Source organism: Streptococcus mitis, from assembly GCF_946188375.1.
Lineage (GTDB): Bacteria > Bacillota > Bacilli > Lactobacillales > Streptococcaceae > Streptococcus > Streptococcus mitis_CX.
In genome coordinates this window covers 445,399-464,560 of the sequence record NZ_CAMHUS010000001.1, presented here as the reverse complement: position 1 = coordinate 464,560, position 19,162 = coordinate 445,399, and the positions used below count along the sequence as shown (strand labels likewise).

The 19,162-nt window shown below is 40.0% G+C and carries 24 protein-coding genes, 1 tRNA gene and 1 pseudogene; 15 read left to right on the top strand and 11 right to left on the bottom strand.

The annotated features are described in order from the left end of the window. Window position 1: 1 nt before the first annotated feature. The 3 genes from N8M16_RS02285 to N8M16_RS02275 all read right to left on the bottom strand — a co-directional run bounded on the left by N8M16_RS02285 (window position 2) and on the right by N8M16_RS02275 (window position 2,203). Window positions 2–466, bottom strand: coding sequence for a hypothetical protein (locus tag N8M16_RS02285; RefSeq protein ID WP_004256621.1), 465 nt, complete (start codon window positions 464–466; stop codon window positions 2–4). Between the two features lie 33 nt (window positions 467–499). Continuing rightward, window positions 500–1,378 (bottom strand): N-acetylmuramoyl-L-alanine amidase family protein, encoded by an 879-nt coding sequence (locus N8M16_RS10270; protein WP_406696010.1) that lies wholly within the window; start codon window positions 1,376–1,378, stop codon window positions 500–502. Window positions 1,379–1,615: 237 nt separating this feature from the next. Then, entirely contained in the window at window positions 1,616–2,203 is a 588-nt protein-coding gene (locus N8M16_RS02275; protein ID WP_004256625.1) for a recombinase family protein, read from the bottom strand. Between the two features lie 417 nt (window positions 2,204–2,620). On the opposite strand from N8M16_RS02275, the pseudogene N8M16_RS02270 reads away from it, so the two are divergent. Then, window positions 2,621–3,203, top strand: a pseudogene (locus N8M16_RS02270) (transposase family protein); the annotation flags it as partial. 148 nt (window positions 3,204–3,351) lie between these two features. On the opposite strand, the gene N8M16_RS02265 reads toward N8M16_RS02270, so the two are convergent. Continuing rightward, window positions 3,352–3,594 (bottom strand): type B 50S ribosomal protein L31, encoded by a 243-nt coding sequence (locus N8M16_RS02265; protein ID WP_000710764.1) that lies wholly within the window; start codon window positions 3,592–3,594, stop codon window positions 3,352–3,354. A 95-nt stretch (window positions 3,595–3,689) separates the two neighbouring features. Next, window positions 3,690–4,625, bottom strand: coding sequence for a DHH family phosphoesterase (locus tag N8M16_RS02260; RefSeq protein ID WP_237446803.1), 936 nt, complete (start codon window positions 4,623–4,625; stop codon window positions 3,690–3,692). Between the two features lie 103 nt (window positions 4,626–4,728). Between N8M16_RS02260 and N8M16_RS02255 the strand changes: the two genes are divergently transcribed. From N8M16_RS02255 to N8M16_RS02230, 6 genes are all read left to right on the top strand, one after another. Continuing rightward, window positions 4,729–5,172, top strand: coding sequence for a flavodoxin (locus N8M16_RS02255; RefSeq protein ID WP_001162125.1), 444 nt, complete (start codon window positions 4,729–4,731; stop codon window positions 5,170–5,172). Between the two features lie 114 nt (window positions 5,173–5,286). Further along, window positions 5,287–5,553, top strand: a complete 267-nt coding sequence (locus N8M16_RS02250) for a chorismate mutase (protein ID WP_247930781.1) — start codon at window positions 5,287–5,289, stop codon at window positions 5,551–5,553. Then, a complete protein-coding gene (gene crcB, locus N8M16_RS02245) occupies window positions 5,550–5,924 on the top strand; it encodes a fluoride efflux transporter CrcB (protein ID WP_000712114.1) in 375 nt (124 codons plus the stop codon). The genes N8M16_RS02250 and crcB (N8M16_RS02245) overlap by 4 nt, the downstream gene beginning before the upstream one ends. Then, window positions 5,918–6,247, top strand: coding sequence for a fluoride efflux transporter CrcB (gene crcB, locus N8M16_RS02240; protein ID WP_049500397.1), 330 nt, complete (start codon window positions 5,918–5,920; stop codon window positions 6,245–6,247). The genes crcB (N8M16_RS02245) and crcB (N8M16_RS02240) overlap by 7 nt, the downstream gene beginning before the upstream one ends. Before the next feature lie 118 nt (window positions 6,248–6,365). Beyond that, window positions 6,366–6,713, top strand: coding sequence for a 50S ribosomal protein L19 (gene rplS, locus N8M16_RS02235; RefSeq protein WP_001068669.1), 348 nt, complete (start codon window positions 6,366–6,368; stop codon window positions 6,711–6,713). A 42-nt stretch (window positions 6,714–6,755) separates the two neighbouring features. After that, a tRNA-Arg gene (locus N8M16_RS02230) sits at window positions 6,756–6,827 on the top strand. Between the two features lie 55 nt (window positions 6,828–6,882). On the opposite strand, the gene yidA is transcribed toward N8M16_RS02230, so the two are convergent. Both yidA and N8M16_RS02220 read right to left on the bottom strand, forming a co-directional pair. Then, on the bottom strand, window positions 6,883–7,689 hold the full coding sequence (gene yidA / locus N8M16_RS02225; RefSeq protein ID WP_049500399.1) for a sugar-phosphatase: 807 nt from the start codon (window positions 7,687–7,689) through the stop codon (window positions 6,883–6,885). Window positions 7,690–7,701: 12 nt separating this feature from the next. Further along, window positions 7,702–9,006: an HD domain-containing protein gene (locus N8M16_RS02220; protein WP_049500401.1), complete on the bottom strand. Its 1,305-nt coding sequence runs from the start codon at window positions 9,004–9,006 to the stop codon at window positions 7,702–7,704. 71 nt (window positions 9,007–9,077) lie between these two features. Between N8M16_RS02220 and N8M16_RS02215 the strand changes: the two genes are divergently transcribed. From N8M16_RS02215 to ffh, 4 genes are all read left to right on the top strand, one after another. Next, window positions 9,078–9,455 carry a YwiB family protein gene (locus N8M16_RS02215; protein WP_080673739.1) on the top strand — a complete coding sequence of 126 codons (378 nt, stop codon included), beginning with the start codon at window positions 9,078–9,080 and terminating at the stop codon, window positions 9,453–9,455. Between the two features lie 91 nt (window positions 9,456–9,546). Continuing rightward, the gene (locus N8M16_RS02210; protein ID WP_000402066.1) at window positions 9,547–9,879 is read left to right on the top strand and encodes a putative DNA-binding protein; all 333 of its coding nucleotides are present in this window, start codon (window positions 9,547–9,549) and stop codon (window positions 9,877–9,879) included. 2 nt (window positions 9,880–9,881) lie between these two features. After that, window positions 9,882–10,097, top strand: a complete 216-nt coding sequence (locus tag N8M16_RS02205) for a hypothetical protein (protein ID WP_023946923.1) — start codon at window positions 9,882–9,884, stop codon at window positions 10,095–10,097. Between the two features lie 17 nt (window positions 10,098–10,114). Further along, entirely contained in the window at window positions 10,115–11,686 is a 1,572-nt protein-coding gene (gene ffh / locus N8M16_RS02200) for a signal recognition particle protein (RefSeq protein WP_261069566.1), read from the top strand. Window positions 11,687–11,781: 95 nt separating this feature from the next. On the opposite strand, the gene N8M16_RS02195 is transcribed toward ffh, so the two are convergent. Further along, window positions 11,782–13,065 (bottom strand): uracil-xanthine permease family protein, encoded by a 1,284-nt coding sequence (locus tag N8M16_RS02195; RefSeq protein ID WP_004241778.1) that lies wholly within the window; start codon window positions 13,063–13,065, stop codon window positions 11,782–11,784. A gap of 203 nt (window positions 13,066–13,268) precedes the next feature. Further along, window positions 13,269–13,982 carry a 16S rRNA (guanine(527)-N(7))-methyltransferase RsmG gene (gene rsmG, locus N8M16_RS02190; RefSeq protein ID WP_000801943.1) on the bottom strand — a complete coding sequence of 238 codons (714 nt, stop codon included), beginning with the start codon at window positions 13,980–13,982 and terminating at the stop codon, window positions 13,269–13,271. Window positions 13,983–14,075: 93 nt separating this feature from the next. On the opposite strand from rsmG, the gene N8M16_RS02185 reads away from it, so the two are divergent. Both N8M16_RS02185 and htpX read left to right on the top strand, forming a co-directional pair. Further along, entirely contained in the window at window positions 14,076–14,636 is a 561-nt protein-coding gene (locus N8M16_RS02185; protein WP_000219833.1) for a LemA family protein, read from the top strand. A gap of 1 nt (window position 14,637) precedes the next feature. Further along, window positions 14,638–15,537, top strand: a complete 900-nt coding sequence (gene htpX / locus N8M16_RS02180; RefSeq protein WP_261069565.1) for a zinc metalloprotease HtpX — start codon at window positions 14,638–14,640, stop codon at window positions 15,535–15,537. 44 nt (window positions 15,538–15,581) lie between these two features. On the opposite strand, the gene N8M16_RS02175 is transcribed toward htpX, so the two are convergent. Beyond that, window positions 15,582–17,108 carry an ATP-binding cassette domain-containing protein gene (locus N8M16_RS02175; RefSeq protein WP_261069564.1) on the bottom strand — a complete coding sequence of 509 codons (1,527 nt, stop codon included), beginning with the start codon at window positions 17,106–17,108 and terminating at the stop codon, window positions 15,582–15,584. A 373-nt stretch (window positions 17,109–17,481) separates the two neighbouring features. Next, on the bottom strand, window positions 17,482–17,811 hold the full coding sequence (locus tag N8M16_RS02170) for a hypothetical protein (RefSeq protein WP_049546492.1): 330 nt from the start codon (window positions 17,809–17,811) through the stop codon (window positions 17,482–17,484). A 168-nt stretch (window positions 17,812–17,979) separates the two neighbouring features. Between N8M16_RS02170 and N8M16_RS02165 the strand changes: the two genes are divergently transcribed. Then, window positions 17,980–18,522 (top strand): YceD family protein, encoded by a 543-nt coding sequence (locus N8M16_RS02165; RefSeq protein ID WP_049546493.1) that lies wholly within the window; start codon window positions 17,980–17,982, stop codon window positions 18,520–18,522. Next, entirely contained in the window at window positions 18,522–19,151 is a 630-nt protein-coding gene (gene nth / locus N8M16_RS02160; protein ID WP_261069563.1) for an endonuclease III, read from the top strand. Before N8M16_RS02165 ends, nth begins: the two co-directional genes overlap by 1 nt. The last annotated feature ends 11 nt before the right edge of the window (window positions 19,152–19,162 follow it).

Here is a 19,162-nt window from a genome sequence, read left to right as displayed (position 1 = left end):
TTTAATCTTGCAATTCTAAACCTTGGGCATCTTGGTGCCATTTGCTACCAGTTTTGGAAGTTAAAACTTGAATAGTAATTATAATATTCCAAATAGCATTTGCTAGTAAAACAACTGGCATTAAAATAGGAATGATAGCTAGCAGAGTTATTCCGATACGCTTGTATCCTTGTTTAGAATTTCCGATGTAAAAATCGTAGCCACCGAGTGCTCCTAAAAATAAGGCAAATAGGGCTGCGGCCAGTTTAGATTTATCACTCACTCCATTTGAATGTTGACTAGAGGTAGCTGGAGATGCGTTATCTATTTTTGAAACAATATACTCATCACCGTTTTGATAAAATTCTACGTAATCACCTACTTGTGGTTCAAAACCAAAACTTTTTCTTGAAATTGCAGTAAATTGGCCATTATCACCTTTTCCAACATAAACTGTTTCAGCTTCAATTTTTATAACTTTGTTCATATAATTATCTCCTTAATTTATTTCTATTTTATGTTATACCCACTCACCGTTGTAATTGACACGGTAGCCATCAGGTGTTGTCGTATTGATTGCCAATGCACCAGAGTTATAAGCATAGTACCATTTTCCAGATACCTTCATCCAGCCAGTTTTCATAGCGCCTGAGTCTTGAAGATAGTACCAGTTACCGTTATCTTTGACCCAACCAGTCTTCATAGCACCTGAACCGTCGAGATAGTACCAGCTACCGTCTTTTGCCCAGCCTGTTTGCATCCAACCAGAATAGTCAAAGCGATACCAAACACCATTGATTTTTTCCCAGCCATTAGTTTTGTAAGAGCCGTCGGCATGTTTATACCACCAGCGAGAACCAGATTGTAGCCAACTACCTGAGATATTAGAATTTGAACCTGATTGAGTTGTTGCGTTAGTATTTGAATTTGTCGAAGGATTTCCGATAGTTACCTCTTTTCTAACTTTAAAGACACGTTTTCTTGTATCAGTTAAGTCATCGTAAGGCGAACCAGCTTCTCCATACATCTCTAAAATATATGTTCCATCTGGGAATTGTTCTGAGACAAAAACATCACCTTTAAATTGATTGCTATAAAATAAAGGTTGCAAAAATTGATCACTAACATCTTCAGTTAAGCCACTAAAAATGACAGCATCGTGACTTTGGTACACAATTTTTCCGGTCGCTTTATCAATCAAAGTAATATTTCCCTTAGCAGCCTTATCACCTCCGTGTGGTAGTGGCTCTGAAAGTTTTCCTTCGAAGCTAAGTCCAAAATAATCAATTTCAACTTTTGTAATTGTTGCGTCTATTTGTTTTTCAGTACTCGTATTCTCGCTAGCTGATACTTGATTAGCTGTGATGACTCCAGTGCCAAGAAGTGATAGAGCTGATATAGTTGCAAGTGTGAATTTTTTAGTTTGTTTGTGCATTCATTTAATACTCCCTATTTTTATTTGTTGTAAAGTAATCAGTTTGTCCTAAAATCTAGGATTTTTTGGACAGGAAATACACTTTATTTTAGAACCATTTTCGTTAGAAAAAAGGTTCTAAAATCCAGTATTTTGACCGATTATTATTACACTACCATTCTATCAAGTTTGTCCAAAAAAGTCTAGGTTTTTTGACAGGAACTATGAATTTTTTATCCAATTATGAAAGGTGCTTTTTGATACTCCTAAGATGTCTGCACCTTCTCGTAATGTTATTTCTTTTTTCGTATATTGAGCTATTACATCAGGAAGATTATCCGGGGCAAGCAATTTTGGTCTACCGAATTTTTTCCCTTTTTTCTTTGCTTCTCGTATTCCTTCCATTTGTCTTTGTTTGATTTGTTCTCTTTCAAACTGTGCCACATAAGATAGAACTTGCAAAACGATGTCAGATATTAGTTTTCCTGTGATATTGTCATCGCTATTCTTTGTGTTTAATAAGGGGAAATCTAAAACAGTTATATTTACTTTCTTTTTCTTAGTAATTGATTGCCATTGTTCTAAAATTTCATCATAGTTTCTTCCCAATCTATCAATTGATTTAATAACTAATTCATCATTCTCCTTCAAGGTAGTTAATAATTTTTGATATTCTATTCTGTCAAAATCCTTTCCTGAAACATAATCAATAAAAATATTTTCTTTTGCTAATTTATTTTCTACCAAGGCTGAAAATTGTCTATCGATATTTTGTTCTCTTGTAGATACTCGAACATAACCGTAACGCATAAGGCTACCACCTATCTTTTTATCTCTATTTTAGACGAAAAGAAAACTACCGCCCATAATGAGTGGTAGTTTGGTGTACTCTTTGCTACTGTATTTTTTTGCCAAGATTTTGCCTTGGATGCGTGAATAGAAGTGTTGGATAAAAAATCTTAAGGGCTTAAAATCCTTTTAAACCAACCTTTTTGATGTTTACAAAAATTAAAAACAGTATGTTCAATTTTTGCATGTTCATTATGGTGATTTTCAGTTTCCTTTTATCTTATTTTCTTTTTTATTTTATCAATTTTGGGGTTAAAAGTCTAATCTTTTTCAGAGTGAATCTAAGAATTGTGCTTAGCAGTGGAAAATAAAAGTAGACTTCCTGCGAAACAAAATATGATACAATAAAACTATGAATTATGAAGTAAGTAAACAATTTTTGGCATTCACGAAAGCAACTTAATCCGTCGGAGTCAATGGGTTGAAGCAACTCTTATTCAAACTGGCTTTACGATTTCAAAAACTCATCTTAGTGCTGAGGATACGGTGATTGTGGATGCAACAGAGCTAAAAATCAATCGTCCTAAAAAATCAACTAGCGAATTATTCTGGTAAAAAGAAATGTCATGCTATGAAGGCTCAGGCGATTGTCACAAGCCAAGGGAGAATTGTTTCTTTGGATATTGCAGTGAACTATTGCCACTATATGAAGTTATTCAAAATGAGTCGCAGAAATATCGGACAAGCTGGTAAAATCTTGGCAGACAGTGGTTATCAAGGGATCATGAAGATGTATTCACAAGCGTAAATTCCGAGGAAATCAAGCAAACTTAAGCCACTAACTCTTGAAGATAAATCCTATAATCATGTGCTATCTAAAGAGAGAATCAAGGTTGAGAATATTTTGGTCAAAGTAAAAACGTTTAAAATGTTTTCAACAACCTAACGAAATCGACGTAAACGATTTGGATTACGAATGAATTTGATTGCTGGAATTATCAACTGTGAACTAGAATTCTAGTTTCGCAGGAAGTCTAATAAAAAAACTTTGTACTCTAGCAACCATTGTGTGGCTATCGAGATTGCAAAGTTTTTTTTGAGGTTGGAACATGAAAACAGCAGTTGATTTGAAGAAACAAAAAAGAACAGCCGAAGCTGTCTTTTTATCATTATTTGAGACCGTATTTTTTGTTGAAACGATCCACGCGTCCATCTGCTTGAGTGAACTTTTGACGTCCAGTGTAGAATGGGTGTGAGTCTGATGAAATTTCCACACGGATCAATGGGTAAGTTTCGCCTTCGAACTCAACTGTTTCGTTAGAGCGTTTTGTTGAACCGCTAAGGAATTGGTAACCAGTAGTTGTGTCCATGAAGACAACTGGGCGATATTCTGGATGGATATCTTTTTTCATTTTGCAATATTTCCTTTCTGCCATGGTCTCTTTGCGAGCCATAGATTGTTACCATACTAGTCTATCAGATTCTAAAAAGTTTGGCAAGTATTTTATCAGTTTTTAAGCAAGTTTTTTAACTTTTGGTAGATGATTTCGTTTTCTTCTAAACTATAGGAATTAGCACCGCTTGCTAGAGGGTGGCCTCCACCATCATGTTCTTTGGCAATTTCATTGATAGGATGGATTTTACTGCGTAAGCGAACGCGGTAGTGGCCATCAGCCTGCTCCACAAAAATTCCCCAGAGACTAACACTGTCAATGCGTCCAGGTGCGCCTACAATGGCTGCAGTTTCCGCGTCGGTGACATTGAATCGTTTTAAGATTTCCTGACTCAGAATCACGCGAGCTGCGCCATTTTCATCCACTTCCAGATGATCGTAGATATAGCCTTGAAGTTTAGCAATTTTGTAACTCATAGTGTCCATTTTGCGAGTGAGAGCCGCAAAGTCAAAGTTCTGTTCTCTTAGAGAGGCAGCCAGACGGAGGGTCCGTGCAGTGGTAGAAGGGTAGAGGAAGCGACCTGTATCCCCAATAATTCCTGCAAAGAGCAATTCAGCAGCTCGATCTGACAAGGCCAGTTGGGTTGTTTGGGCAAATAGGGTAATCATCTCACTAGCGCTGCTTGAACTAGTATCGACCCAAGACAGGTCACCGTATACATCATCATTTGGATGGTGGTCAATCTTAATGAGAAAATCACCTTGACTATAGCGCTTATCATCAATACGAGCAGTATTCGCCGTATCACAAACGATGACAAGGGAACCTTGGTAAGCACTGTCTTCAACAGAATCCATTTCCGCCATCCAAGTTAGAGTTGGTTCATCAAAACCAACGGCTTTGATGGTTTTTTCTGGGAAATGATGTTTGAGAAGAGCTTTCAATCCCACCTGACTTCCCAAGGCATCAGGGTCTGGTTTCATATGACGGTGAATGATAATCGTGTCGTATTCTTTAATTTTTTCTAAAATTTGATGGCAAATGTCCATAAATAACCTCAATTCTTTCTCATTTCATTGTAGCACAAGAATTTTTATTTTTAAAATGAAAAAGATGTGATATAATGGAGAAAGATAAATTGAGGAGGACGATATGGCATTAGCAAAAATTGTATTTGCCAGTATGACCGGTAATACCGAAGAAATTGCAGATATTGTAGCAGACAAATTACGTGACTTGGGCTTGGATGTCGATGTTGATGAATGTACAACTGTTGACGCTTCAGACTTCTTGGAAGCAGACATCGCTATCGTTGCAACCTATACTTATGGTGATGGAGAATTGCCAGATGAGATGATGGACTTCTACGAAGACCTAGCTGACCTCAACTTGAATGGCAAAATCTACGGAGTGGTCGGCTCAGGAGATACCTTCTACGATGAATTCTGTAAGGCTGTCGATGACTTTGACCGCGTTTTTGTAGCGACAGGGGCAGAAAAAGGTTCAGAGTGTGTCAAAGTTGATCTCTCTGCTGAGGAAGAAGACATTGAACGCTTGGAACAATTCGCAGAAGAATTGGCTGCTAAAGTAGGATAAGCATAAAAGTGCGCTGATGTAATCAATCAGTGCATTTTTTTATAGAGAGTTGGGATTTTACTAGCCTATTTGGTGGCTTTTTGATACAATAATTCAAATAAAGGAGGAGACTGTATGGATTTAGATATTATTCGTCAAGAAATTGATCAAATAGATGACCAAATTGTCAAATTGTTAGAAGAACGAATGCATTTGGTTGAGGGGGTAGTTGCTTATAAGAAGGCTTCAGGGAAACCGATTTTAGATACCAAGAGAGAAGAAGTTATTTTTGAAAAGGTTAGAAATCGTGTAGAAGACAAGCGCTATCAGGAGACTATTGTCGCAACATTTTCTGACATACTCAAACGTTCGCGTGATTACCAGGATCAAAATATCAAATGAAAAAAGAACAATTTTATCCGCTAGGGATTTTTCTAGCTGCCATGGTGGGCGGACTTGTCCGCTATCTAGTTTCCACTTGGTTACCAGCCAGTCCAGATTTTCCTTGGGGCACTCTCTTTGTCAACTATCTGGGAATTTTCTGCTTGGTTTATCTTGTCAAGGGTTATTTGGTCTATAAAGGGACTAGTAAGGGCTTGGTTTTAGCGCTAGGGACGGGTTTTTGCGGAGGTTTAACAACCTTTTCTAGTCTCATGCTTGATGCTGTGAAACTGCTTGATACAGGGCGTTATCTTAGTTTAGTCCTGTATTTGCTTTTGAGCATCGGTGGCGGACTGCTTTTAGCTTACTATTTAGGGAGGAAAAAATGGTAATCGTCTATCTTGCAATTGCTTGTGGTTTCGGAGCTTTAGTGCGCTATTTCTTTTCCCGCTATAATCAAGCATCTAAATTGCCCCTCGGAACGCTCATAGCCAATCTTTTAGGTTGTTTTTTAATTGGATTATTCTACAATCATGTGGAGTCTAAGGAAGTCTATGCTATTCTAGCAACAGGATTTTGTGGTGGTTTAACGACTTTTTCGACCTTTAATGATGAACTCCAAAGACTGTTAAGTGATAAGAAGGTATTTTATTCTTATTTATCTTTGACCTACCTAGGTGGTTTGATTGCGATTTTTTTAGGAATTCTGCTATAAATTTCTTTACTTTTTTGTGGAAATTTGGTAAACTGTATCTTGTGTGTAATGGACGCACAAAAATACAGTTTATCCGCTGAGGAAGGTTCCTCAAGATTGACAAAGATAGGAGAATAAAATGAATCCATTAATCCAAAGCTTGACTGAAGGTCAACTTCGTACTGATATCCCATCATTCCGTCCTGGTGACACTGTTCGTGTACACGCGAAAGTTGTCGAAGGTAACCGTGAACGTATCCAGATTTTTGAAGGTGTTGTTATCGCACGTAAAGGTGCTGGCATCTCAGAAAACTACACAGTTCGTAAAATCTCTAACGGTGTAGGTGTTGAGCGTATCTTCCCAATCCACACTCCACGTGTTGAAAAAATCGAAGTTGTACGTTACGGTAAAGTACGTCGTGCGAAATTGTACTACTTGCGTGCTCTTCAAGGTAAAGCGGCTCGTATCAAAGAAATCCGTCGTTAATTCGACTAAAAAACTCTGCTTCTTCAGCAGAGTTTTTATCTAGCTCCCTTAGTTCAATGGATATAACAACTCCCTCCTAAGGAGTAGTTGCTGGTTCGATTCCGGCAGGGGGCATTAATTAGACATTAAAAGCCGCTCAGCTGAGCGGTTTTCGTCTATTCATACCCTTTTACAGTACCCATGTACGGATGGCATGGGCAACGCCGGATTCATCGTTAGATTTAGTTATGTATTTGGCGATTTTTTTGATTTCTGGATTTCCATTTTCCATGACAACTGGATTGCCAACGACTTCCAGCATGGCACGGTCGTTTTCTTCGTCACCGATAGCCATGGTTTGATCTTTGGTCAATCCGAGTTTTTCAGCTAAGTGAGTAATGGCTGAACCCTTGTCCACATTCTTTTTAAGGAGTTCGAGGTAGAAAGGAGCAGACTTGTTGATGGAGTAGCGTTCGTAAAATTCCGCTGGTATCTTTTCAATTGCAGCATCGAGAATTTCTGGTTCATCGATAAACATACACTTGACGATTTCCTTGCCAGCCATTTCTTCAGGTGTGCGGTAAAAGATAGGCATGCTGACGAGGGTTGATTCGTGCACTGTGTATTTTCCGATATTGCGATTGGCAGTGTAGATACCGTCCTTGGTAATGGCATGCATGTGGACACCGAGCTTGCGGCTGAGGAATTCCATATCCAGATAATCCTCATAAGTCAAGGATTCACTGATAATCTCATGACCTGTAGCAGTTTCTTGGACAAGGGCACCATTGAAGGTCACGACATAGTCACCCTCGTCTCTCAACTGCAAGTCGTCCAGAAGTTTGGCAACACCTGCGATAGGGCGGCCAGTTGCAATCACGACTTTAACACCAGCTTCTTTGGCATCTTGGATGGCAGAAAAGACTTCAGGAGTGATTTCCTTTTGGCTGTTGACTAGGGTTCCGTCAATATCGACGGCAATTAGTTTAATACTCATAAATTTCCTCTTCTAGTTTTTATTTGGGGTAAAATGATCGTTCTCAATCAAGTGTAAAAATTGCTGGGTAATGCTTGCGAAGATACTGTTTTGGTCTAACATTTCTTTTGGGAAATAAAAGCGATTATCTCCATGGCGACTGCCAGCAAGGGATTGGACGATAGGAGACAAGCTAGAGAGTTCTGCCAGTTCTCCATTTTTTTGTAAAATCTCAATCTGTGTTCGCGGATTTTCAGATTCGGGACGATAAATATCATAAGGGAGGTCAAAGTTCTTATGAATAGCAGTATAGTAGTCGGGATCAAAGCCGATGTCCTCAACTAATTTTCTCATGCTAGTGAGTTGGTCTTGGTCCTCTTGTGAAAAGGTAATGGATTTAAAGACCTTGCGGTTGACAAAGCGTTGCGATAAGTCAGCTAGAATCTTGTCAGGACTGGTCATCCAGAGCTGGAAGTAGGTATTCATCACACCATCATCCAGAGCCAGATAGTCAGATAAGGTCACATTTTTTTTAAAGAAAGGCAGGAGGTGTGGAGAAGTTCGTGCAAAGAAGTCCTTATCTTCTGGATAAAGTTCCTTGGCGCGTTTGAGGAGATTCTGCAGGAGAACTTCCATGGCCCGTGTTGCTGGGTGGAAATAGACCTGCATATACATCTGGTAGCGACTGAGGACGTAGTCTTCGATGGCGTGCATGCCATTGCGCTGAAAGGCGATACCATTTTCGACAGGACGAATGACTCGAAGAATCCGAGTCAGGTCAAATTCTCCATAAGATGCTCCTGTAAAATAGGAGTCGCGCAAGAGATAGTCCATGCGGTCTGCATCAATCTGACTAGAAATGAGTTGCACGACCTGCTTGTTAGGATAGGTATGGTCTATGACACTGGCTACCTTTTCTGGAAAATCTGGCGCTACTTGTAGTAGGACTTGGTGAATCTCCGTTTCAGGACTTTGGATAATCTCCTGAGTAATAGCTTCGTGGTCTGTATCAAAGAGATGTTCAAAAGTATGGGAGTAGGCACCATGTCCGAGGTCATGAAGGAGTGCAGCGGTCATGGTCAAGAGAGACTCAGCAGGATTCCATTCTTCAGGATATTTTTCTTCAAAAATCTCTGTGATACGTCGTGCAATTTCATAGACTCCTAGACAGTGAGAGAAGCGACTGTGTTCTCCACCGTGGAAGGTATAACTGGAAGTTCCCAGTTGCTTGATTCGACGCAAACGCTGAAATTCTTTTGTATTAATCAAGTCATAGATGATTTGATTATTGACATGGATGTAGTTGTGAACTGGGTCACGGAATACTTTTTCGTTCATATGACCATTATAGCAAAATCCTGCTCTTTTTGGTAAAATAGTAGGACAAGAGACAAGAAAGAGGACTTGATGTGAAGATTCGGATGCGAAATAGGATTCAGTTTGATGAGCAGTTGGAAGTGATTGACCAACTCTATGATGTGGAAGTGCATGAAAAAGGAGATTATAGCTACCTGCTTTTCTATAATGAGGAAAAGGAAAAAGTGGTTATTAAATTTCATGGTCAAGAACTGGTGATGAGCCGATTTTCTAATCCCAAGACCATTATGCGCTTTTTAAAGGATAGTGATAGTTTAGCCTATATTCCCACACCTACGGGCATGCAGGAGTTTATCATCCAAACGAGCCATTATCAAGTTGATGGGCAAAAGATTGAACTAGATTATCAACTACAAAATCAAGAGGGACATCCCTTTGCCAGCTATCAATTGGAAATTACTTGGTGCTAGTCTCTTGTTTTTTTCAAATTTTTGCTAGCTATCTTCTCGGATTAGCCTGCTAATGTGGTAGATTAGGCTATTTTTTGGTATAATAAAAGTTATGGAAATTGAAAAAACCAATCGTATGAATGCGCTCTTTGAATTTTATGCAGCGCTTTTGACAGACAAGCAAATGAACTACATAGAGCTCTACTACGCTGATGATTATAGCCTTGCTGAGATTGCCGAGGAGTTTGGTGTCAGTCGTCAGGCTGTCTATGACAATATCAAGCGAACAGAAAAGATTCTGGAAGATTATGAGATGAAATTGCACATGTACTCGGACTACATTGTCCGCAGTCAGATTTTTGACCAGATATTGGAGCGTTATCCCAAGGATGACTTTCTGCAGGAGCAGATAGAAATTTTAACAAGCATTGATAATCGGGAGTAATCATGGGCAGTCTAGTTATTTATCAAGGAATACCTTGCGAACTATTAGCAGCAGAGAAACCATTTCCTACTCGACTACAGATTATCTCGCCCAATGATAACTCCAAAGCCATGCAAATAGGTTTTAGCTGTTGGGGATATCCAAATGAAATCATGAAAGAAGTCACACCCGAAGAACTAGAGTGTTTGCAACATTTCGGACGATTTCCACTGAATTGAATAAATAGGAGAAAAATATGGCATTTGAAAGTTTAACAGAACGTTTGCAGAACGTCTTTAAAAATCTACGTAAAAAAGGAAAAATCTCTGAATCTGATGTTCAAGAGGCAACCAAAGAAATTCGCTTGGCCTTGCTTGAGGCCGACGTTGCCTTGCCTGTTGTAAAGGACTTTATCAAGAAAGTTCGTGAGCGTGCAGTCGGGCATGAGGTCATTGATACCCTTAATCCTGCGCAACAAATTATTAAAATCGTTGATGAGGAACTGACAACCGTTTTGGGTTCTGATACGGCAGAGATTATCAAGTCACCTAAGATTCCTACAATCATCATGATGGTCGGTTTGCAAGGGGCTGGTAAAACAACCTTTGCTGGTAAATTGGCTAACAAACTCAAGAAAGAAGAAAATGCTCGTCCTTTGATGATTGCGGCGGATATTTATCGTCCTGCTGCCATTGACCAGCTTAAGACCTTGGGGCAACAGATTGATGTGCCTGTCTTTGCACTTGGAACAGAAGTACCAGCTGTTGAAATTGTACGTCAAGGTTTGGAGCAAGCCCAAACTAATCATAACGACTATGTCTTGATTGATACTGCGGGTCGTTTGCAGATTGATGAGCTTTTGATGAATGAACTTCGTGACGTGAAAGCACTAGCTCAACCAAACGAAATTCTCCTCGTGGTTGATGCCATGATTGGTCAAGAAGCGGCCAATGTTGCGCGTGAGTTTAATGCTCAGTTGGAAGTGACTGGGGTCATCCTTACCAAGATTGATGGCGATACTCGTGGTGGTGCGGCTCTATCTGTTCGTCACATTACCGGAAAACCAATCAAGTTCACTGGTACAGGTGAAAAGATTACGGACATTGAGACCTTCCACCCAGACCGTATGTCAAGCCGTATCCTTGGCATGGGGGATATGCTCACTCTGATTGAGAAAGCTTCTCAGGAATACGATGAGCAAAAAGCCCTTGAAATGGCTGAGAAGATGCGTGAAAACACCTTTGATTTCAATGATTTCATTGATCAGTTGGATCAGGTGCAAAACATGGGGCCGATGGAAGACTTGCTCAAGATGATTCCAGGTATGGCCAATAATCCAGCACTTCAAAACATGAAGGTGGATGAACGCCAGATTGCTCGCAAACGTGCCATTGTGTCTTCAATGACACCTGAAGAACGTGAAAATCCAGATTTGTTAAATCCGAGCCGTCGCCGTCGTATCGCAGCTGGTTCTGGAAATACCTTTGTCGAAGTCAATAAATTTATCAAGGACTTTAACCAGGCTAAACAGCTCATGCAAGGTGTCATGTCTGGAGATATGAACAAAATGATGAAGCAAATGGGAATCAATCCAAACAACCTTCCTAAAAATATGCCAAATATGGGAGGAATGGATATGTCTGCCCTTGAAGGAATGATGGGACAAGGCGGTATGCCTGACCTGTCAGCTCTCGGAGGAGCAGGAATGCCAGATATGAGCCAGCTGTTTGGTGGCGGACTCAAAGGTAAAATCGGTGAATTTGCTATGAAACAGTCCATGAAACGCATGGCTAACAAAATGAAGAAAGCGAAGAAAAAACGCAAGTAAGACAAGGGAAGGCCACAGGGCTTTCCTTTTTTAGAAAGAAGAAAAATGAGCACTTCCGTAATTGGAAATGCTCGTTTTTTGATGTGTTTAGACTCTTAATCTTTATTTTCGTATGGTAAGATCAAGTTCAAGATGATTCCTGTCATGGCTGATAGGGCAGTACCTGAAAGGGTAACTGGACCAAGTTTAAGGATAGCTCCTCCAAGTCCAAGTACCAACATAGCACTTGCGATGATTAGGTTACGCATTTGACTGAAGTCTACACGTTCTTTGATCAAGACTTTCAAACCATTACTTGCGATAACTCCGTAGAGAAGGATTGACATACCACCAAGTACAGCATTTGGAATGGTTGAAATCAAGGCAGTGAATTTACCAAGGAAGCTAAGGGCAATCGCGATGAAGGCAGCGTTACGGATAACTGAGACAGAAGCGATACGAGTCATACCGATAACCCCTGTATTTTCTCCATAAGTTGTATTGGCTGGTCCACCAAGGAAGGCAGAAACTGAAGTTGCGATACCGTCACCAAGAAGAGTACGGTGAAGACCTGGTTCTTTCAAGAATTGACGGCCACAGATTTGACCCAAAACAGTATGGTCTCCGATATGTTCAGAAATTGTTACGATAGCGATTGGCAAGATAGCGATGGTTTCTGGACCGAAGTAAAGATTGTATTCTTTAAAGGCACCGCCTGTATTAAATGGCAAGTAGAAACCAGGAATCTCGAACCAGTTGGCTTTAAGAACTGGTGTAAAGTCAACCAAGCCAAGTGTTAGTGCGAAGAGGTAACCACCGATAATGGCAAAGAGGAATGGAATGATTCGTAGGAAGCCTTTTCCTTTTGTATTGATAAAGGCAGCAATCAAGAAAGTAACAACTGCTACAAGAGCATTTTTCCAATTCCCGTCAGCTACAAGACCAGCATTGGTAACAGCTGAACCTGCAAGTCCCAGACCGATAACGATAATCATAGGTCCGATGATGATTGGTGGCAAGAGTTTATCAATCCATTTTGTACCTGCAAAACGAACACCTGCAGCCACAAGGACATAGACCAAACCAGTCAAGATAACTCCTGTTTGAGCAGCAGATACATCACCACCCATTTCTTTCATAGCCAGTGACATTGCTGTGATAAAGGCAAAAGAAGAACCTAGATAAACTGGAACTTTAAATCCAGTTGAAATCATATAGATGAGTGTCCCGACACCTGAAGCAAAAAGGGCAACAGATACAGGCATTCCCAAAATCAAGGGTACCAAGATGGTCGCACCGAACATGGCGAAAACGTGTTGGAAACTAAGGAGAATTCCTTTTCCAGCCGAAGGACGTTGGTCAACGTCTAGTAACAAATCAACAGTTGATTCTTGTTTCATATAAACCTCACTTTTGGGCATCAAAAAAGAGCCCATTATTTTACAGCAATAGGCCCTCAGAGTAAGACTTCTCTAAAATCTAGACTTTAAAGAGTTTCAAGTATTTCTGCGTCTTCGTCACCTCACGGGATGACATTAAAAACCTTTGCTTGTGATAGTATAGCAGAAATTCCGAACTTTGTAAACATTTTTTACTAAAAAATTTAAAGCGGGCGTTTGTTGGGCATGCCAGCCTTTCTTGGATATTTATTTGGTGTTTCTTTTTTCTTTTCTACCACTGTGATGTAACGTGGATCTCCATTTGGTAGGGCGTAGCTGAGATTGTCTTCTACTTTACTAAAAAGGAGGTTGAGGGCATTCTTAGCTTCTAATAATTCCTCAGGAGCATTGCTAGCCTTGAGTGCCAATAGTTTTCCGCCAACTTTAAGGTAGGGAATAGTTAATTCAGATAGGACTTGCATACGGGCAACCGCACGAGCCGTTACAAAATCATACTGAGCACGGAAGTTTTTGTCTTGGGCAAAATCTTCGGCACGTCCATGGTAGAAATGAACATCGTCTAAATCCAGTTCCTGAGCCAAAAGTTTGAGGAAGTTGATGCGCTTGTTGAGAGAATCAATGATAGTTACATTTAGCTGAGGATAGAGGATTTTCATAGGTAGACTAGGAAATCCTGCCCCGGCTCCAATATCAAGAAGTTTGATAGTTTCATTTGAAATTAAGCCTTGCAGAATGGGTGCAATCGAATCGTAAAAGTGTTTCAGATAGACTTCTTCCTTATCTGTAATAGCCGTCAAATTAATCTTCTCATTCCACTCGACCAAGAGTTCAAAATAGCGTTCAAATTGTTTTTTTTGCTGGTCCGAAAGTGAAAGATTTTGCTCGGCAAGCAAGTTGTAAAATGTTTCTGGTTTCATAGTTTTTTCCTTCTTTAGTATCATCTTATTTTACCACAATCATTAAAAATTTGATATACTGGTACTAATCTAAAAGCAGAAAGGACTTATATAATGACTTGGATTATTCTTGGAGTTTTAGCTCTTATTGTTATTTTTGTGATTGTTAGCTATAACGGTTTGGTTAAGAATCGTATGCAAACCAAGGAGGCTTGGAGCCAGATTGATGTTCAGTTGAAACGTCGAAATGACCTCTTGCCAAACTTGATTGAAACTGTAAAAGGTTATGCAAAATATGAAGGTTCTACCCTTGAAAAGGTGGCAGAACTACGTAACCAAGTGGCGGCAGCGACTTCACCAGCAGAAGCTATGAAAGCTAGTGATGCCCTTACTCGTCAGGTTTCAGGTATTTTTGCAGTTGCAGAAAGCTATCCAGATTTGAAAGCTAGTGCAAACTTTGTTAAATTGCAAGAGGAGTTGACAAACACAGAAAATAAAATTTCTTACTCTCGTCAACTCTACAACAGTGTTGTCAGCAACTACAATGTAAAATTAGAAACTTTCCCAAGCAATATTATCGCTGGAATGTTTGGATTTAAAGCAGCAGATTTCCTTCAAACACCAGAAGAGGAAAAGGCAGTTCCTAAAGTTGATTTTAGCGGTTTAGGTGACTAAGATGTTGTTTGATCAAATTGCAAGCAATAAACGAAGAACCTGGATTTTGTTGCTGGTATTTTTCCTACTCTTAGCTCTGGTTGGCTATGCAGTTGGTTACCTCTTCATGCGATCTGGGCTTGGCGGTTTGGTTATTGCACTGATTATCGGATTTATCTATGCCATGTCTATGATTTTTCAATCAACAGAGATTGTCATGTCCATGAATGGAGCGCGTGAGGTGGATGAACAAACGGCACCAGACCTCTACCATGTAGTAGAAGATATGGCTATGGTGGCTCAGATTCCTATGCCACGTGTTTTCATCATTGATGATCCAGCCTTAAATGCCTTTGCGACAGGTTCTAACCCTCAAAATGCGGCGGTTGCTGCGACTTCAGGTCTTCTAGCTATTATGAATCGCGAGGAGCTAGAAGCTGTTATGGGGCATGAGGTTAGTCATATTCGTAATTACGATATTCGTATTTCGACGATTGCTGTCGCCCTTGCTAGTGCTATCACCATGCTTTCTAGTATGGCAGGTCGTATGATGTGGTGGGGTGGCGCAGGTCGCAGACGAAGTGACGATGACCGAGATGGAAATGGCTTAGAAATCATTATGCTAGTGGTTTCTTTACTAGCTATTGTACTGGCCCCTCTCGCTGCAACCTTGGTGCAACTAGCTATTTCTCGTCAGAGGGAATTCCTAGCTGATGCTTCTAGTGTCGAGTTGACGCGCAATCCTCAAGGAATGATCAATGCCCTACGTAAGTTGGACAATAGTGAGCCGATGCATCACCACGTTGATGATGCCAGCAGCGCACTTTATATCAATGATCCCAAGAAAGGTGGAGGGTTCCAAAAACTCTTTTATACTCACCCACCTATCTCAGAACGGATTGAACGTTTAAAACAGATGTAAAAAGAATCCAGAGGTCGTCTCTGGATTTTTGCTATGCTCAAAATTTATAAATCTTCTAAATTAACTACCTCCAAACCGTGTTCTGTTAAGCGATAGATGGTTGAACAGACCTCTTTTAAGAAACGACGGTCATGCGAAACAGTGACGAGACCGCCTGGATAAGTGGCAAAGAGTTTTCTGATTTCGGGTTGAGAAGTGGGAGAAAAGTTTCGTGTGGGTTCATCCAGAAGGAGAAAGTTTGGTTTGCGCAGGACTAAATCCAAAAGCAGGAGTTTACCCTGTTGCCCGCCAGATAAGGAGCGAATTTGATGTTGCATTTCTGGATAACTGAAATTGAGACTGGCTAAGTGGGATTGGATTTTCTGTAGTTCTTCTTTTTGTCCAGTTTGGCTAAGATAGGCTATTGGGGATAAATCCAATTGCAGTTTCTTGTGGTAATCTTGTGGCATAACACCAAGAGAAATCTCTCTTTTGACATTTAGTAGTTGTTGCAATTTGTCTAACAGAGTCGATTTTCCAACACCATTTGAGCCGATGATACCGATTTTTTCTTGGCCACGGATAGTTAGTTGTAACTTCTGAACCAAAACGCGCTCGCTAATGGACAAATTTTCTTTTTCCAGTTGGATTAAGAGTTTAGAAACTGGTAATGGTTGGATGTCTGAGAAGAAAAGTTTGATTTCTTCCTCTTCAAGTGGCTTTTGGGTCATGGACTGAGCTGCCCTTTCGTAGCGTTTTTCTTGAGAGAGAACAGTTTTCATTTTTTTAGCCAATAGGCGACCGGCAGTACTGTCTTTGGTAGCTCGAAGAGCAGTTTCCACATTTTGCTTGACTCGTCGATGTTTTTCCATTGTTTTGTCATAGGCTCTTTGGTCGTTAGCAGCTTGCTGACTTTGTCTGGCAAAATTAGCCTTTCTCTGCTCACTGTAGCGATCATAGTCCAAATGCTCTACTAGTGTTTCCGCTTCTTTCCGGTGCTTGACCAGTCGCAAGTGGACAATAGTATCAGCCGTTTCAGAAAGAAAGTCTTCATCATGGGAAATGAAAATAACAGTTTGTCTAATCTTTTGAATCTGATTTTTTAGCCAATCAACCGTCTCAAGGTCTAGGTCATTTGAAGGTTCATCTAAAAATAGAATTTCAAAGGGTTTGCCTAACTCATGGATGAGCTGAATTTTCAAAGCTTCGCCCCCTGATAGACTGCCAATTTCTTGCTCGCTTGCGAAACGATTGCTATCGAAATGCAATTCCTCAGCTAAACGATAAAGAATACTGTAGTCTAAATCAATAAAATCTAAAAAGAAGTAGTCATGTAGAGTTTTCTTTTTCAGCTCTTCGGGGAGTTTTTGAGGAATGTAGGCTATTGATTGATAATCAGATTGAATGTCTCCCCTGATAGTGAAATCAGGCAAAGCTTCCCCCATAAAAATTTTAAGTAAGGTTGATTTGCCATTTCCTTCTTCACCAATAATAGCTACCTTTTCCCCATCGTGGATGGTCATGTTTAGGTCAGATACAAGGTCTCGTAAATCTTTGTTTTGTGTGATGGTTAGATGATTGATGTTTATCATATTGTTGCCCTTTCTAGAATGTCAATAGTGCATAACAAAAAGCTCTACTTTACCTAGTAGAGCCAAAAGTCACTATTGAAAACTCTATTATCCCCGTTGAAAAGCTCGTCAAACTAGCTTAGGATTGCCTAATTCAACTCAAGAGGAGCAGATGGCTAGCTTCCTAGTTTGCTCTTTGATTTTCATTGAGTATAAAATGCCAGAAAAAGAGCATAAAAGAGTACACAAAAAGAGACAAAAACAAGATCTACTAAATAAAGGTTCTTTATTTGATAGACTTAGTTGTTCATGTCTCCCTTACCTCCGAGTATTAGTATCTCTATACTATACCTTTCAGGATATTTTGTCAACAGAAAACTGACAATTCTAATCTCTAAAATCCGAAAACAGGTCCATAAAGAGTTAGTACGTGTTTGACATGCTCGTAATGGAACTTGTCATAGTTGCGCCAAGCGGTACGTGCTTGATCGTTTAGTTTTAGGCTACCAAGGCCTATCAGAAGACTGGTACGTTGGTAAAATTTCTCAAGGTCGATTAAAATACTGTTGTTCAACTTTTCCGCTTTTTTGAGCTCTTTTATAGTAGTGTTTAGCAGCTCTTGTAGTCGAGTATCATCTGCAGTACCCTGTTTGCAGCTTTGGAAACTTTTATTTAACTCGGATAGGAGTTGGGTTGCATTAGTAATGAGTTCTTTGTCTTCCATATGAGCATCCTCCTTGCTCTGATGTATTATTGCCTATAGTATAGCACTAAAAAACAAAAATGTCATAGTAAATATGTTAAAAAATCGAATTTTAATTATAAAGTTTGCCGTGCTGATTTGTAGCCTTTTCATGGTATAATCAAGAGAGTAAATCTTTATGGAGGAAGTATGAAATTAAATATTCAAGAAATTCGTAAGCAGTCTGAAGGCTTGCATTTTGAACAAATGTTAGACCTAGCCGCCGACCTACGTGCACGTAATCAAGAAATTTTAGATGTAAAAGATATCCTTGCAGTTGGAAAAGTACAGTACGAAGACCGTATGTATTTCTTAGACTATCAGTTGTCTTATACCATTGTCCTTGCTTCAAGTCGTAGTATGGAGCCAGTTGAGTTAGTTGAATCTTATCCAGTAACGGAAGTTTTCATGGAAGGCGCAACTAACCAACTAGATCAGGAAGTTTTAGACGATGATTTGGTCTTGCCTATCGAAAATGGAGAACTTGATCTTGCTGAGAGCGTGTCAGACAATATCCTACTAAATATTCCTATTAAGGTCTTGACGGCTGAAGAAGAGGCTGGTCAAGGATTTGTGTCAGGAAATGACTGGCAAATCATGACAGAAGAAGAATACCAAGCTCAACAAGCAGTTAAGAAAGAAGAAAACAGTCCTTTTGCTGGCTTACAAGGACTATTTGATGGAGACGAATAATGGTCTTGTCAAAAAAACGAGCACGAAAAGTGCTAGAAGAAATCATTGCTCTGTTTCCAGATGCCAAGCCCAGTCTTGATTTTACCAATCATTTTGAACTCTTGGTTGCGGTCATGTTGTCAGCCCAGACGACGGATGCAGCGGTAAATAAGGCCACACCAGGTCTCTTTGCTACCTTTCCAACGCCACAAGCCATGTCTGTTGCAACAGAGAGTGAGATTGCTTCACACATTTCTCGCCTGGGACTGTATCGAAATAAGGCTAAATTCCTTAAAAAATGTGCCCAACAGTTACTAGACGATTTCGATGGTCAAGTCCCTCAAACACGAGAGGAATTGGAGAGTTTGTCAGGTGTTGGTCGCAAGACAGCCAATGTTGTCATGAGTGTGGGCTTTGGGATTCCAGCTTTTGCAGTGGATACTCATGTGGAGCGTATTTGCAAACACCACGATATTGTCAAAAAATCAGCGACACCACTTGAGGTGGAAAAACGGGTTATGGATATCTTGCCACCGGAGCAGTGGTTAGCTGCCCATCAGGCTATGATTTATTTTGGAAGAGCCATTTGCCATCCTAAAAATCCAGAGTGTGACCAGTACCCACAATTATATGATTTTAGCAATTTATAAGATGGGGACTC

Coding starts and splice junctions, on each gene's coding strand:
- N8M16_RS02285 (WP_004256621.1), bottom strand. CDS start 466: ATGAACAAAGTTATAAAAATTGAAGCTGAAACAGTTTATGTTGGAAAA.
- N8M16_RS02275 (WP_004256625.1), bottom strand. CDS start 2,203: ATGCGTTACGGTTATGTTCGAGTATCTACAAGAGAACAAAATATCGAT.
- N8M16_RS02265 (WP_000710764.1), bottom strand. CDS start 3,594: ATGAAAAAAGATATCCATCCAGAATATCGCCCAGTTGTCTTCATGGAC.
- N8M16_RS02260 (WP_237446803.1), bottom strand. CDS start 4,625: ATGGACATTTGCCATCAAATTTTAGAAAAAATTAAAGAATACGACACG.
- N8M16_RS02255 (WP_001162125.1), top strand. CDS start 4,729: ATGGCATTAGCAAAAATTGTATTTGCCAGTATGACCGGTAATACCGAA.
- N8M16_RS02250 (WP_247930781.1), top strand. CDS start 5,287: ATGGATTTAGATATTATTCGTCAAGAAATTGATCAAATAGATGACCAA.
- crcB (WP_000712114.1), top strand. CDS start 5,550: ATGAAAAAAGAACAATTTTATCCGCTAGGGATTTTTCTAGCTGCCATG.
- crcB (WP_049500397.1), top strand. CDS start 5,918: ATGGTAATCGTCTATCTTGCAATTGCTTGTGGTTTCGGAGCTTTAGTG.
- rplS (WP_001068669.1), top strand. CDS start 6,366: ATGAATCCATTAATCCAAAGCTTGACTGAAGGTCAACTTCGTACTGAT.
- yidA (WP_049500399.1), bottom strand. CDS start 7,689: ATGAGTATTAAACTAATTGCCGTCGATATTGACGGAACCCTAGTCAAC.
- N8M16_RS02220 (WP_049500401.1), bottom strand. CDS start 9,006: ATGAACGAAAAAGTATTCCGTGACCCAGTTCACAACTACATCCATGTC.
- N8M16_RS02210 (WP_000402066.1), top strand. CDS start 9,547: ATGGAAATTGAAAAAACCAATCGTATGAATGCGCTCTTTGAATTTTAT.
- N8M16_RS02205 (WP_023946923.1), top strand. CDS start 9,882: ATGGGCAGTCTAGTTATTTATCAAGGAATACCTTGCGAACTATTAGCA.
- ffh (WP_261069566.1), top strand. CDS start 10,115: ATGGCATTTGAAAGTTTAACAGAACGTTTGCAGAACGTCTTTAAAAAT.
- N8M16_RS02195 (WP_004241778.1), bottom strand. CDS start 13,065: ATGAAACAAGAATCAACTGTTGATTTGTTACTAGACGTTGACCAACGT.
- rsmG (WP_000801943.1), bottom strand. CDS start 13,982: ATGAAACCAGAAACATTTTACAACTTGCTTGCCGAGCAAAATCTTTCA.
- N8M16_RS02185 (WP_000219833.1), top strand. CDS start 14,076: ATGACTTGGATTATTCTTGGAGTTTTAGCTCTTATTGTTATTTTTGTG.
- htpX (WP_261069565.1), top strand. CDS start 14,638: ATGTTGTTTGATCAAATTGCAAGCAATAAACGAAGAACCTGGATTTTG.
- N8M16_RS02175 (WP_261069564.1), bottom strand. CDS start 17,108: ATGATAAACATCAATCATCTAACCATCACACAAAACAAAGATTTACGA.
- N8M16_RS02170 (WP_049546492.1), bottom strand. CDS start 17,811: ATGGAAGACAAAGAACTCATTACTAATGCAACCCAACTCCTATCCGAG.
- N8M16_RS02165 (WP_049546493.1), top strand. CDS start 17,980: ATGAAATTAAATATTCAAGAAATTCGTAAGCAGTCTGAAGGCTTGCAT.
- nth (WP_261069563.1), top strand. CDS start 18,522: ATGGTCTTGTCAAAAAAACGAGCACGAAAAGTGCTAGAAGAAATCATT.